Annotated in this window: 10 protein-coding genes; 6 read left to right on the forward strand and 4 right to left on the reverse strand. The window is 42.8% G+C overall.

The genetic code is table 11. From position 1 onward, the window contains the following. The first annotated feature begins 15 nt into the window (after positions 1-15). From GXP67_RS16520 to porU2, 3 genes are all read left to right on the forward strand, one after another. Positions 16-696 (forward strand): hypothetical protein, encoded by a 681-nt coding sequence (locus tag GXP67_RS16520; RefSeq protein ID WP_162444144.1) that lies wholly within the window; start codon positions 16-18, stop codon positions 694-696. A gap of 398 nt (positions 697-1,094) precedes the next feature. Next, entirely contained in the window at positions 1,095-2,159 is a 1,065-nt protein-coding gene (locus tag GXP67_RS16525; RefSeq protein ID WP_162444145.1) for a putative type IX sorting system protein PorV2, read from the forward strand. A gap of 20 nt (positions 2,160-2,179) precedes the next feature. After that, a complete protein-coding gene (porU2, locus tag GXP67_RS16530) occupies positions 2,180-7,183 on the forward strand; it encodes a putative type IX secretion system sortase PorU2 (RefSeq protein ID WP_162444146.1) in 5,004 nt (1,667 codons plus the stop codon). 198 nt (positions 7,184-7,381) lie between these two features. Here the strand turns inward: porU2 and GXP67_RS16535 are convergent, their stop codons facing one another. The 4 genes from GXP67_RS16535 to GXP67_RS16550 all read right to left on the reverse strand — a co-directional run bounded on the left by GXP67_RS16535 (position 7,382) and on the right by GXP67_RS16550 (position 11,915). Next, positions 7,382-7,543, reverse strand: a complete 162-nt coding sequence (locus GXP67_RS16535; protein WP_162444147.1) for a hypothetical protein — start codon at positions 7,541-7,543, stop codon at positions 7,382-7,384. Continuing rightward, on the reverse strand, positions 7,540-7,974 hold the full coding sequence (locus GXP67_RS16540; protein WP_162444148.1) for a transposase: 435 nt from the start codon (positions 7,972-7,974) through the stop codon (positions 7,540-7,542). Before GXP67_RS16540 ends, GXP67_RS16535 begins: the two co-directional genes overlap by 4 nt. A 5-nt stretch (positions 7,975-7,979) precedes the next feature. Then, positions 7,980-8,474, reverse strand: a complete 495-nt coding sequence (locus tag GXP67_RS16545) for a helix-turn-helix domain-containing protein (protein WP_162441766.1) — start codon at positions 8,472-8,474, stop codon at positions 7,980-7,982. Positions 8,475-8,585: 111 nt separating this feature from the next. Then, a complete protein-coding gene (locus tag GXP67_RS16550; protein ID WP_162444149.1) occupies positions 8,586-11,915 on the reverse strand; it encodes a TonB-dependent receptor in 3,330 nt (1,109 codons plus the stop codon). A 391-nt stretch (positions 11,916-12,306) separates the two neighbouring features. Between GXP67_RS16550 and selD the strand changes: the two genes are divergently transcribed. The 3 genes from selD (at position 12,307) to GXP67_RS16565 (ending at position 15,150) form a co-directional block, all read left to right on the forward strand. Then, on the forward strand, positions 12,307-13,344 hold the full coding sequence (gene selD / locus GXP67_RS16555; RefSeq protein WP_162444150.1) for a selenide, water dikinase SelD: 1,038 nt from the start codon (positions 12,307-12,309) through the stop codon (positions 13,342-13,344). Positions 13,345-13,389: 45 nt separating this feature from the next. Continuing rightward, complete coding sequence (locus GXP67_RS16560; RefSeq protein ID WP_162444151.1) at positions 13,390-14,160, forward strand: alpha/beta fold hydrolase; 771 nt, start codon at positions 13,390-13,392, stop codon at positions 14,158-14,160. 180 nt (positions 14,161-14,340) lie between these two features. After that, complete coding sequence (locus GXP67_RS16565) at positions 14,341-15,150, forward strand: DUF481 domain-containing protein (RefSeq protein WP_162444152.1); 810 nt, start codon at positions 14,341-14,343, stop codon at positions 15,148-15,150. Positions 15,151-15,164 lie beyond the last annotated feature (14 nt).

Here is a 15,164-nt window from a genome sequence, read left to right on the forward strand (position 1 = left end):
ATAAAACCAATTCGTATGAGTGCTATTAAATCCTTACTTGTAAGAATGCTGAATAACAGCCTGATCACAATACTAGCCATAAGCTTATTAGTTGCCTGCGGACAAAACGGAAGTGAAGAATCTATTACTCTAATTGAGGAAAATCAGCAAAAAAGCCAATCAAAGGCTAGTTTGGATCAGAAAAAGGTTCCGCAAGAACTGCTCACCTTAGCAGGAGGCCACATAAATCAAGAAATGCCAGCAGAAAAAGATAGCATACCTGAAGAGAATTTGTATGGAAAATTCTTTGACGAGCGGGCAGAATTCTACATCATACAGGAACCAAAAAATAGCTTGTACCGGTCAAAGGTGAAAAAGCTGACCTTGTATTATTTAGACGGCCAGTTGAGTCAAACCAGGTATATTCTAGAAGAGGATATTATTAATGACTTACTGCAACTGTATGGCAGTTTTGGCATCGTTGGGCATGATGCCAAAAATCAAGCCTTGATCCAATCAAAGCAGGTTATAGTTAATACATCACAAGGACGGGTATTGAATAAAGCATTGGATAATTATCAGATTACCTGGCAATTAGAGCAGCAACTGATTAGGTACCGGGTCAATAAAAACGAGCCCAAAAACCGTTTTAACTATCTGGAAAGAATAAAAACCTATAAGAAAACTTTCTCAGAAATCGAACAGGCAGGCGCATAAAATCAATGCAGCAGGTTGCTCTGGCTTTCTGGTACAAGACGTAGCTCTTTCTGTTAACCCTTTGTTTTTATTGCTTCTTATCTGATAAATTATGCATTTCTCGTCTAATGTTTTTGCATAATTATAAACTGTCTTGCCAAAACATTATTACTGTAGCTTTACTTAAACACACCTCTTAACCCATTTAGTTTTATTAAACAAAGCGCCTATTGCGTTTAAGCTTTCGATTATATTGCCTCACGTAAAACAGAAAGTTTTTCTAAAAATTAGTACATTTATTACACTGCACGGTAAATAGGGCAATACATATTTTAGCCCTTGTACTATATCTTTACATTTACTACTTGGACAGGTGCGTATTTATGCCTTTTTCATCCGACAAAGCTCACTATTGATTCATGAAATATTTCTACATCCTCCTATTCCTTATTTGCCCTTTGCTGCTTTTCGGACAGGCAACTGCACCTAAATACAGCAATGAGTTTTTATCTATTGGTGTAGGTGCCAGGGCATTAGGCATGGGGCGTACACAGGCTGCATTAGTCAATGATGTTACGGCTGCTTACTGGAATCCGGCTGGTTTGCTGAATATTTCGAACAAATACCAGTTTTCGCTCATGCATGCCGAATATTTCGCTGGTATCGCTAAATACGATTATGCCGGCTTTGCCACGCCAGTGGATTCTTTGAGTCATATTGCGGTTTCGGTGATCCGGTTTGGCGTAGACGATATTCCGGATACCAGGTTTTTGTATGATGCCAATGGAGCGATTAATTACGACAATATCAATTTCTTTTCGGCAGCCGATTATGCATTCTTATTTTCGTATGCCCGCAAATTTAATCGGCTTCCCGGGTTAAATCTGGGCGCCAGTTTCAAAGTGATACACCGCAATGCCGGAAATTTTGCCAATGCCTGGGGCTTTGGTATGGATCTTGGCGCACAATGGCGGCATGAAACCTGGCAGGTTGGATTAATGGCCAGAGATGTAACCGGTACATTTAATGCCTGGTCGCACAATACCACACTGGTTTACGAAACGTATGTAAAAACCGGAAACGAAATTCCCGAAAATTCTATAGAAGTTACATTGCCCAAAGCTATTCTGGGAGTGGCTAAAACTTTCACCATTAAACAAAAAGTGGGGATAATAGCCGCTATGGATTTCGACTTTACTTTTGATGGCATGCGGAATGTGCTCATCCGTTCCAATCCTATCTCTATTGACCCACATCTGGGACTGGAAGTAGATTATCAGAAAACAATATTCCTGCGATTGGGAGCAGGCCAGGTACAACGCATCAAAAATTTCGATTCGTCTCATTATACCACTTTTCAACCAGATTTCGGCATAGGTTTTAAGTTGGGCAAGTTCACCATAGACTATGCCCTAACTGATATTGGCGACCGGGCTGAAGGATTATATTCCCATGTATTCTCTGTAAAAGCCGGCCTTAAATAATTGACTCTTTACATATGAAAATGAGTACACGATTAAACAATTATATATTTATTGCCTGCTTATGGATGGTTTGTGTCTGGGTTACACCAGTGCAGGCACAGCGGTTTGGCAATGAATGGATTCGTTTTGACCAGCAATATTATAAAATACCTGTAACCCAGAAAGGCATTTATCGCATTACCGCCAGCGATTTGCAGGCAGCTGGTTTTCCGGTTGCCGCCGTAGATCCCAGACGTATCCAGCTTTTTCACCGGGGATTCGAGCAAGCGATTTATATTAACGGAGAAGCCAATGCTATTTTTGATGCAGCCGATTACATAGAATTCTTCGGACAGGGTAATGACGGCACCCAGGATTCTCTCTTGTACATACCCAGTTCGGCGCAACCTCATAAATATTACAGCCTGTATTCCGATACAACCGCCTATTTTCTCACGTGGCGGCTGGATAATGGCTTTGGCAAACGGATGGAGTCTTTTTATGAAGCCAATGTAGGCAATATACCAGCTGAAACTTTCCACTGGGACGAAAAACTACTGGTACTTACCGACCAGTATGCTGCCGGACAAACCCACCAGAGAGGTACCGACCTGGAAGCCTTACTGAGTCATTATGATTATGGCGAAGGCTGGAGCGGAGAGGCTATTGGTAAATTTCAAAATAAAGAATATACTTTGCCCGGCATTCAGAATATAGCGGCTGTTGCAACGAAACCTAAACTGGAAGTATTACTGGTTGGCAGAAACAACCGTAACCACAATTCTGAACTATTTGCCGGGAATACCTCTACTAGTTTGCGTTCCCTAGCTACTTTACAATTCCCTTTTCACGATACCAAACTGTACAAAACCGACCTGGAAGTTGCTGACATCAATAGCGGCCAATTAGTGGTAAGGGCAAGAAGCAATGGATTTAATGATGCCAACCAGGATTATATCTCTGTTTCTTATATCCGGCTGCTATATCCGCAAACCTGGAATGCAGGTGGATTGCCGCAGAAGTATTTTATGCTTCCGGTAAAAGCCACTGGCAAATCGTTTATAGAAATTAGCAATCCTGCTGCTGGTACAACATTGTACGACATTACGGATATCTATGCTATTAAGCGGATTGGCACCAATACGGAAGCAGGAAAGTTAACCGCTATTGTATCGGGCACTACCATAAACCGCACTATTCTGGCCAATACAACTTTTCTACCGGTAACTAAAATCATCAGGGTAGGTTTCCGCAATATTCATGCACCCTCGCACAACTATATTATTCTAAGCCACAAAAGCTTGATGCAGCCAGCCGGTGGATTTACAGATGCTGTACGGGGGTATGCCGGTTACCGGGCTTCCCAGGCTGGTGGTAGTTACGATACCCTGGTAGTAGATGTAGATCTGATCTACAACCAGTTTGGCTATGGAGAATTAAGTCCGCTGGCTTTCCGCCGTTTTGCCGATTACATGCTGAGCTTCGGAAAACCTGAGCATTTATTTATCATCGGAAAATCCATTTATCCGCAGAATGTACGTAAAGATCCGGAACGGTATATCAAAGATATGGTGCCTACCGGAGGTTATCCAGGCTCAGATGTAGCGATCACAGCCGGCCTGGATGGAACCCCGTACGTACCTGGTATTCCCACCGGACGTATCACGGCAAGTACACCTCAGCATATTGTAGATTACCTGAATAAAGTGAAAGAACAGGAAGCTACACCACCGAATGCCCTATGGCGGAAAAACCTGATTCACCTGAGTGGCGGAAAAAACCAGAGTGAATTGCGGGCGTTTAAGTTTTTTGTAGATGATTTTAAGAAAGTAGCAGAAGGTGCATATTTAGGAGGTAAGGTAGCTACGCTTTCCAAAAAAACAGATAACTCTGTAGAGCTTATTAACATTGCTGACCAGGTAAATAAAGGTGTTTCACAGATTACATTTTTCGGCCATTCCGGAGTCGGTATTACAGATATTGAAATTGGATGGGCATCAGATGATTTGCAAGGCTACCGCAACAAGGGTAAATATCCTATGTTATTGGTAAATGGCTGCGAAGCCGGGGATATATTCTATGGCGGTCCCAGCTTTGGCGAAAACTGGATTCTCACGCCTGACCGGGGTGCGGTACTCTTTCTGGCACACAGCCGGGTAGGATATGTAAGTCCTTTGAAGAGATACTCCGACTGGTTTTACCGCATTGCTTATGGCGACAGTATATACATTGCTAAACCGATGGGAGCCGTACAGAAAGAAGTGATCCGGAAGTTTGTGGCTGCCAGCAATGCCGAGATAGATTTATCCCATGCCGAACAATTCACTTTGCAAGGCGATCCGGCGATTCATTTACTGGGTGTAGATAAACCGGATTATTATACAGCCAATGACCAGTTATTTTTAAAGTCATTTGATAATAGCGTTATTACTGCCGCTACTGATTCTTTCCAGATAGGCATCATTACCTCCAACTTTGGACGGGTGAGCCGCCAGGAATTTCCGGTGACCGTTCGGCGCACAACCGGCGATGGCCTGGTAGAACAATACGATACGCTATTTTATCCGCCGGTTTATTACCAGGATACACTCTTTTTTACCATCCGTTCACAAAATTTTGGTGCCGGGGGTAATAACCGCTTTGAAGTAATACTCGATGTAACGGATTCAATACCAGAACTGAATGAAAACAATAATACTGGTATACTGGAATATAACATGCCATCTGTCGGTGCTATCCCTTTGTTTCCGAAAGAATACAGCGTTGTAAGCAAACAGCCAGTCCAATTTATCGCCCAGGCCATCACCAATGAAAACAGGCAGTTTGTATTTGAACTCGATACAACCCACACCTTTACGGGTCCAGGCAAGAAAAGCACGATTGTTACTGCCAGCAATTTGCCTTCCTGGCAAACAGATTTATTCAGCAATTCAATTGCTCACGATAGTACCGTCTATTACTGGCGCATCCGCTATGCAGATATGCCAGATGATGCCAACAATACCTGGGCCGAAAGTTCATTTATTTATATTACTAACAGTCCGGAAGGCTGGTCGCAGAGTGAGTTTCCGCAGTTTTCTAAAAGCAACCCCCGGCAAGTAATCCGCAATACGCAAACTACTACCTGGGATTTTCCGGAAGTAAGTACTGCTATTGATCTGAAAACTTTTGGAAGCACCAACCAGCCGGAGGCGTATAAGAAAGATGAACTGCTGCTAAATAACCTGGCAGTAATTTTTGGCGGACGCTGCGGCGATAATACCATTACAGGCGTAGCATTTAGTAAAGCTACTACACAACCTTATTCTGTACTGGCCGATTATATTTGTGGTCGAGATCCCAAAGTGGGTAACTACTTTACCAATGTAGCCATACAAAATGGAGCACTAGTTAATTATATTGATGCGGTACCAGATGGCGATTACATATTGTTATTTTCTTCCGGTGCTGTCAATTACACCAGCTGGTCGGCCGACTTAAAAAGTAAGATGCAACAAATTGGTGCTGATCCGGCAAAATTTGCTCTCTTACAAAATGGCCATCCCTACATTATTCTGGGTAGAAAAGGCGCAGCAGCCGGTACAGCTACTGAAATTCTGCCTGATTACACTTCCGGAATCGATCCAACAGCCCAGGCACTCACCTTGCAACAAAGCTTAAAAGGCCGTTCCGATAATGGAACCATTATTTCCTCGCTGATTGGCCCTGCCAGCGACTGGGGTACCTTGTACCGCACTGTATTAAACAGCGAAGCCAACTCTTTCGATAAATGGCAGCTTGATATTATCGGAACAGATCTGCAAGGCGCACAAACTGTAGTTCAAACCAATGTACCTACCGATAATTTCCCTCTGGATGGGATTGATGCGAAACAATATCCCTATATGCGTCTTCGGTTGCAGGTAAAAGATACGGCGAACCTCACTCCACCGCAGCTTAAAAAGTGGCAGGTGATTTACTCCGGTGTACCAGAAGGCCTAATTAATCCAAATTTAGTAAAGGCAGATACTTACAAGATTCCTGATAAAAAAGAGGGAGATACCTTTTCTGTAGAATTTGCCTTTCAGAATATTTCTCCAAGGAATTTTGCCGATTCGCTCGATGTGCAATACTCTTTTTACAATACTGACACCCGGCAAAAAACAACTAAAACTTTCCGGATTGCTCCTTTGGCAGCTGGTGATACAGCCCGTTTTACTATACCAGTTCAAACGTTAAGTTCAGTAGGCAATAATCTGCTTCAGGTATATGTAAATCCGCGTATTCAGCCGGAGCAGAATTATGCGAATAACATTTATGAAGTAGCCTACAAAGTACAGCGGGATAATATTCATCCGGTTCTGGATGTCGCTTTTGATGGGGTGCGAATTATGGATGGAGATATTGTTTCGCCCAGCCCGTTGATTGCCGTAAGTTTAAAAGATGAAAATAAATTCCTGATCCGCAAAGATACAGTAGGTATGGAATTGTACCTGAAGAAGCCTTGTGAAGGATGTAATTTCGAACGAATCAGCTTTAACCAGCCAGGTGTTCGCTGGACAGGAGCCTCAGAGGAGAATAATGATTTTCGCATTGAATATCAACCCAATAAATTGCCTGATGGCGTTTATACGTTGCGGGTACAAGGCAGCGATGTAAGCGGAAATATCTCCGGCCTGGAGCCATACCGCATTAGTTTTGAAGTTGTAAACGAATCGAAGATCACCCATTTTTATCCCTATCCGAATCCTTTTTCCACCCATACCAGATTTGTGTTTACGCTCACTGGCAGCGAAATTCCAGACCAGATTAAGATTCAGATTATGACGGTAAGTGGAAAAGTAGTGCGGGAGATTACACAGGATGAATTAGGACCGATACGCATTGGCAATAATATCAGCAGCTTTGCCTGGGATGGCACTGATGAATTCGGAGATAAACTGGCCAATGGGGTATACATGTACCGGGTGATTGTAAAGAGTAACGGACAAGCCGTAGAAAGCCGCCAGACCGCTGCAGATAAAGCGTTCACCAAAGACTTTGGCAAGATTTACATACTGAGGTAGAATATTGGTTGTTCATTGATTGTTGTTAGATAAAGTTTAAAATTAATATATGGCAGGCTTGTAAATACGCTATACTCATAAAATACTATACTATTTTTATCTTAAAAGAAAACCCAGGCTGTATAGCCTGGGTTTTCTTTTATCTATTTACATTTTTTCAAGACAAACAAACTCTTGTTATACCAAATAGGGCGAAGGCTATTCCATAGAGGTTGTAATCTTGCTGATGGCTTCTAAAATGTAAGGGTATCCGGTTAGAGAGGCGATCTGTCTTTGCCCATAACTTTTAGCCGTATTAGTGATCCAGGCTTCCAGTTCTTGTTCATGGCTGAAGTTGTGAAAAGCTACTTTGTTTTTCATATCCCCCACAGCCTTTCGACCGGATTGAGTTCAGGGTTGGAAGAAGGTAAATACACCAGGCGGATATTTTGGGGCACTTGCAAGGCTTTTGCCCGGTGATAGCCTGCTTTGTCTACAAAGATAAACTTGAACACTTGCGGTTGATGGCGGCTAAACTCCTCAAGCATATACTCAAAGTAAAGCGTGTTAACCTGTGGGGCAGTAATAAAGAAGTGATCTCCTGTCAGCGGTTCTACCAATCCATAGCAGTAGCGGTAGATGAAGCGGTGCTGATAGGCTCCTACCGGTTTTATGCCGGCAAGGGTGATGGCTCTTCTCAAAACAGTCATCAAACCAAAGCGGCTCTCATCCTGATAGTACACCTTCCAATGGCTGACTACCCCTTTGGCAGCCAAAGGAGCATAGTAGCGCTGTAAGAGGAAAGTGAGCACCAAGTTTAGTTTTTTTTATACTTCTGCTCATAGGCTAGATCCTTTTTCAGGTTGCTCTTTCTAACCACTTTCAGCTTTGCCCCCAGCTGTCGGTGGACAAACCAATGTACATGCTCATAGCTCAGATCAATGCCATGCGCCGTGTGCAACCACTCATGGATTTGCTTATAAGAAGTAAAATAGTTGTTTGGATCAGCAAGCTTTGCCTTCAACTGCTCAAGTACTTTACCTGCAATCTGTGATGCCCTTTTGTGGCCGCCCGGATCTATCTGAAGACAGGCTTGCAGCCCTTTCTGTTTGTAAAGCCGGAACCACTGGCCCACTGCATGACGCTCATAGCCTACGGCAGCAGCTATTTGTCCATACGCTTTAGCCTGCCCACTCTTGTAGAGGTAAAAAGCCCGCAGTCTGGCTCCGGCTAGCGGATGGGCTATTTTTTTGCTCATCTTCAGCAACTGCTCGGCACTCTCGATGAGCTCAGTTTTGGTTACTCTTCCCATACTTGATCAACATATAACATCTATGGAAGGTTCTTTATACTATTCGGTATTATTATAAGCATTTGATCAACAACTCTACACTAACAACCAACACCTATCAACGATTGAGTATTAATTGAAGATGTACCGTACCCCAAACTGCATTTGCCAGCGGGCATTAATAGTACTTTGCGGACGGAAAGTGGTAGTTAACGGTTCCCCATTGTTGAGCGCATACTGGAATACCGGACGACCTTCTGTATCAATTCTTCTGAAGTTCAACAATGCTCTTCTGATCGGCTCTTCTGGTACACCCCAGTTGGAGTTGAGCATGTTTCCAAAGTTGAAAATATCCAGGCTGAACTGTAAGGTATTTCTTTTGCCTCCTACATTGATAAAAAAGTCTTGAATCAATTTAACATCAAAGGTAGAAAGGAATGGGTTTTCAGCCCCATTACGTTCAGCATACTGGCCTCTTCTGTCTTTCAGGTATTTATCCTGAGAGATATAGGCATCCAGCGCTGCCCATTGATCGGCTGCTGAAAACACTACATTTCCTCCACTGGTAATATCTTCCAATACGATTTCACTCTGGTCACGGGGAACATAGATCAGATCGTTTCCACCGCCACCGCTGCCATCGCCGTTCATATCGCCTGCATAGGTATAAGAATACCTGGTACTGAAATTGATATTATTTGGCGCTCCATTATAGAAAACAGAAATAGAGGTAGCCGCCCAGCCTAAATATTCTTTCCGGTAAGAAGCAGAAGCCATTACCCGGTGTTTCTGTAAGAAGTTTGAATACGCTAATGCGGCTTCATTGGGATCACCTGAAACTACCCGGTCTCTCCAGATAGATTGTGCAATAGAGCCTCCATCATTAACTGATTTGGAATCTGAATAAGTATAAGCGATGCTGCCATAAAATCCATTGCTGAAGGTTTTCTGCAATTGACCGGTAACGGAATAGCTATATCCTTTGTTAGTATTCCGCATCAGAATAGCATTGGTAATGTTTGGAGCCTGAGCAGTATTGCCACCCTGGTTATTTGGAATCCGGGGGTACAGCGTATTATTAGGCGTATATGCACCTGTCGTCTGGTTTACAGAATAGTAAATAGGCCGGTTATCTGCACCACTGGCATTCAAAGGCGCATAAGGTAGTGCCACGTTCTGGTGGTATACAGCGTTGATATCTTTTGTATAAATGCCTTCTATGGTTCCGATAAGTCCCCATGGCAGTTGTTGATCGAAAGCTAAATTGGTACGCCATACCTGGGGAAACTTAAAGCCAGGTTCTGTAACAGCTAAGTTATAAGAAGTATTGGCCGCAGCACCTACGGGCCGGTAAGCATTTACATCATTGGTAAATGGCCGGTTTGATGGATTGGTCAGGAATTCGCTTCCGAATAACAAGCCATTATTGCTAGCCTGGTTGGAAACCCAAACATAAGGAACCCTTCCTGTAAATATACCCGTTCCACCACGTAATTGTGTTTTCTTATCGTTGAATACATCATAGTTGAAACCTACTCTGGGAGACCATAATAAAGATACTTTTTGTAATTCACCTGTATTCAATTGTACCCCATCCCGGAAAGATAATGCAGCTGCATTCGCATTCTGTTCAATCTCTGAGTTGATAATCGGAATATCTATCCGCAGCCCACCAGTCACTTTAAGGTTACTCAGCAACGAAAACTCATCCTGTACATAAAATCCAAGCTGGCTGGCTTTGATAACAGCGAAGGGAAACTCACCACTAGGCAGGGCAGAATATTGTATCTGGTATTGGGTTGGATTAGCAATGGCGCCAGTAGCCGGATTCGGACTTTGAGTGGCACTGCTATAAAAATCTGCTAAAGAAGCAAACTGGTAAGCTCCATAATAGTTAGGGGCAAATCCGTTTTTAAATTTGTAAAACTCATTATAGGTACCTACCGTCAATACATGCTTTCCGGCATAGATGGTGAAGTTATCGGAGAATTGCCATACGTCGGTGTTGAGAATATTATTGGCTGAGAAAGGCTCATACCCGAAAGTAGTGAAAGACTGGCCTTCGCCATTTCCGATATTTACCAGGGGAAATACCCCGCCACTGCTTTCCCGGAAATCCCGGAATCCGGTATACCCAGCGGTGAATGTATTGGCAAATTTATTCCCAAAATTGCTATTTAACTCCCCAATTACGGAATTCAGGTTATTATTAATCCGGTAATAGGCTGCCAGAAAAGGCATATGCGTATTGGTTGGATTTCCGCCATTTGCCAGTGCGCCACTGGTTGAAGGATTTACATCCCGGTACGATTTTAAATAGTTATATTTAATATTGAGTTTATGACTGTTAGAAATATTCCAGTCCAGGCGGGCAGTGGCTTTATCACTGTTCTGTTCCAGTTTATAGCCTTCATAAGGTCCGGCATTGTAACCATAGCTTTCCCGGAGGAAATTACTTAATCCGTCTAAATCAGCGGCACTGGCCAGAGATACGTTACTACCTTCCCGGCCCGGCTTGCTCGCAACAAAATTACCTTGTAGCGGGTCATTTTTCCGCTCCATCTCTCCATTGATAAAGAAGAATAACTTATTTTTAATAATAGGCCCACCTAAACGGAATCCGGTATTATACAGGTCAAAATTGGCAACAGGCTGGCGTTGGTCTCTTACTTTTTCACCCACAAAATTCTCATTTCTGAGAAAATAATAAGCAGAACCGCTAAATTCATTGGTCCCACTCCGGGTAACGGCATTAATACCTGCGCCGGTAAAGCTTCCCTGGCGTACATCGTAGGGCGCAATACTTACCTGAATCTGCTCTACTGCATCCAGACTGATGGGCTGTGCATTGGCCTGGCCACCTACGGTAGAAGATAAGCCAAATGCGTTATTAAACAGGGCACCATCAATGGTAATATTGTTATAACCTCCATTTCTTCCGCCAAAGCTTTGCCCGTTGGCTCTGGGGTCAGTGCGGGTAAAATCATCAAAACTCCGGTTTAAGGTAGGCAGGCGGGAAATTTGTTCGTTTGAAATGCTGGTGGCTGCACCAGTACGATCTGAACTGATCACAGAATTTCTCTCTCCGCTTATGATTACTTCACTCAACTGAACATCTGAACTCTGCAATTGAAAATCTAAGCTAAGATTCTGCCCTAAAGACAAGTTAATGCCTTCTCTTTTTTGTTCCTGATACCCAACGAAAGAAACGGTAACCGTATAAGGCCCTCCAATGCGTACGTTGGGCAGATTGTATTTTCCAGTAGGCAAGGTGGCTGTACCATACTGTGTTCCAGAAGGTGTATGCACGGCAATAACAGTAGCACCTGGTAACGTTTCTCCATTTGCATCTGTAATGGTTCCATTCAATGAGGCGGTTGTAACCCCTTGTGCCAGCAGTTCCGGACCGAACGCTGTAACAAGCAGTAAACATACCCATACGAGTATATTCTTATTCATCATGTGTAAAAAGGTTTGGTTAGTAATTGGTTAAAAAAAGGTTTGGTTAATGGGTAGTGTAATAAATTTGTCATAAATAGCTTTTAACTTGCTTCATTACTTAAAAATAGCTCGTGTGGTGAGGCTCTGCTGGCTGGAAGCAAACCTGTAGGAGTTTTTACTGTAACCTGGTGACGAAGGTTTTTCACATTAGGCACTTTACAAGCGGTGCAAATTTACAGGGATTATTGTCTGGGTATAGCTGGCCCATATTAAATAATTGCTAAAATAGTCAATAATATTTAAAAAAGCCTTTACCTGGCAAATTTGGATTTTTAGCAAAAAATATTAATAAAGTATAATAAACTTTATTTTTAACAATTTTTTCAAAATAAAATTCTATTAAAATATACATATGCAAAATATTAAGTTAACGCAGTATAGTCATGGAGCTGGCTGTGGTTGTAAAATTTCACCTAAAATTTTAGACAGTATTTTAAAATCAGATACTGTCTCAACGCTGTATCCTCAGCTATTGGTCGGCAACGAAAGTAAAGATGATGCGGCTGTGATGGATATAGGAAATGGCGAAGCCATTATCAGTACCACCGATTTTTTTATGCCTATTGTCGATGATGCGTTTGATTTTGGACGTATTGCCTCAGCCAATGCCATTAGTGATGTATATGCGATGGGAGGCGAACCGGTGATGGCCATTGCTGTACTGGGTTTTCCGGTAGATAAACTTCCGCCAGAAATTGCCAGGCAAATGCTGGAAGGCAGCCGGGCTGTTTGTAAAGAAGCACGTATTCCCCTGGCCGGTGGACATAGCATTGATAGCCCCGAACCTATTTTCGGACTGGCAGTAACCGGAAAAGTATCTATTGCCCATCTGAAACAGAACAATACCGCTACTGCCGGATGTCGGCTTTATCTCACTAAACCTTTGGGTGTAGGCATTCTTACTACTGCCCAGAAAAAAGGCTTGCTTAAACCGCAACATGAGACAATTGCCCCGGCTCAGATGGTGCAGCTCAATAGCCTGGGAGCCGCTTTAGGTAAACTGCCCTATGTAAAAGCGCTTACCGATGTAACTGGTTTTGGATTGCTGGGACACCTGACAGAGATGTGTGAAGGGAGCAACCTGCATGCCGTGGTTGAGTTTGAAAAAGTACCTAAAATTTCAGTCCTGGATGAATATATTGCCCAGAAATGTATTCCGGGTGGTACGCACCGTAACTGGGATAGTTACGGACATAAAATCGGAAATATTTCTGATCATCAGAAGTTTGTACTGGCCGATCCTCAGACCAGTGGTGGCTTACTCATTGCGGTGGAAGAAGGCAAACAAGCTGAATTTGAAAAGTGGCTGCAAACCCAGAACTTTTCATTGCAATCTTTTGGCTATTTAAAAGAAATACAGGAAGGAGAAAAGATAATTTCCATTGGATAAGTGGTAGTTATTTTCAACTATTTATTGTCCATAACTCATTAACCTATGCAACTGTACCATAAACAAGTAGGAGAAAGCGGAGCACCAATTATTGTTTTACATGGGCTTTTTGGTTCTTCCGACAACTGGCAAGCCATTGGTAAAGCACTTTCTGAAGAATACAAAGTGTTTATGATTGACCAGCGGAACCACGGCCGATCTCCCAGGAGCCATGAATTTACCTATGAGGCTATGAGTGAGGACCTGCTTGAGTTTATTGGCCAACACAACCTGATTATGCCTGTTATTATCGGGCATTCGATGGGCGGAAAAACGGCCATGAAATTTGCCATACAATATCCGGATCTGTTTAGCAAGTTGGTTGTGGTAGATATTTCACCCAAATATTATCCGGTTCATCACGGCAGCATTCTGGAAGGCCTGAAATCCATCAATCTACAACAACTCTCTTCCCGGCAGGAAGCAGACGAACAATTAGCCAGACATGAACCCCATCCGACCGTGAGGCAGTTTCTGCTCAAAAATCTTCACCGGACCGATCAGGGCACTTTCGACTGGCGTATCAACTTGCCGGTGCTTGATGAACAGATTGAGAATGTAGGCGAAGCCTTATCCGATGAAAAGAGTATTGATAATCCTACCCTTTTTTTGAATGGAGAACGGTCTGATTATATAAAAGCAGAAGACAGAACCTTCATCCGGAAAATATTTACAAAGGCAGAATTTATTACCGTTCGTAATGCCGGCCACTGGGTGCATGCAGAAAAACCAGATGAGTTTGTGAGTATTGTCAGGCAGTTTATCAAAAGCCGGTAAAATCAGATTGTAAATTCAGTAAAACGTCAGATTGAACAGCCTGACGTTTTTGTTTATTCACTTCAATTCCTCTTTAGGTTGATATATGTTTGAAAACCATTTCAACTAGGCTTCGTTATGTTCAAGCATAATTTTTATTTTGCATAATATTGCTCCTGCCACCACGACCAGTTTAATTGCATGAACAAAAATAAGTACGCTTTCTATCTTTATGGATTATTCTTTTTCTGTATAGCTGCCATTCCGACGGCCTTTGCCCAAACAACTCCTGGCGATTCTTTAACCGTTTCTGTTGAAGATAGTTTATCAGCACGTGAACCATTTATCATTTTAGATAGCCTCAGGTACCGTTTTATCGGTGATGGCAATTTTACGAGGGGGAATGTAAACCGCACCTTAATGGTGCTACGGGCTGAGATTATTTACAATGGGCCAATTGTCACTCTTACTACCAATCCAAGGTTTACGTATGGCAAGCAAAACAACATTCTGGCCGAACGGGATACCTATGTAGATTTATTTATCGATATTTATAAGAACAGGCGGGTATATGGCTTTGGCCTGGCAACCATAGAAACCAGTAACCTGAGGGGAATTACGTTGCGGCAATTAGCTGGTGCAGGAGCCGGATTCCGCTTGTGGCGTACCAAAGAACAATCTCTTTCCTTAACCAATGCGATTATTTATGAATCTACAGATTTCAGAGAACGGCCTACCGTTACAACATGGCGGAATTCAACCAGATTAAAGGGTTTACATACATTTCTGCAAAACAGGATACGCCTTACCCATATTACTTTTCTCCAGCCTTCTTTGAGTGATATTTCAAACCTGCGCTGGAATACGATTATTACCCTGGAACTGCCGCTTAATAAATGGATAAGCCTGCGTTCTGCTTTTGAAAATTCGTATGAAAGTGTGGTAGAATCTACCCGGAAACGGAATGATTCGCGGCTGACATTTGGTATATCCATCGGTAACAAACCTTAGCAAAGTCTTGATTC

It is taken from the genome of Rhodocytophaga rosea, assembly GCF_010119975.1.
GTDB classification, from domain to species: Bacteria; Bacteroidota; Bacteroidia; order Cytophagales; family 172606-1; genus Rhodocytophaga; species Rhodocytophaga rosea.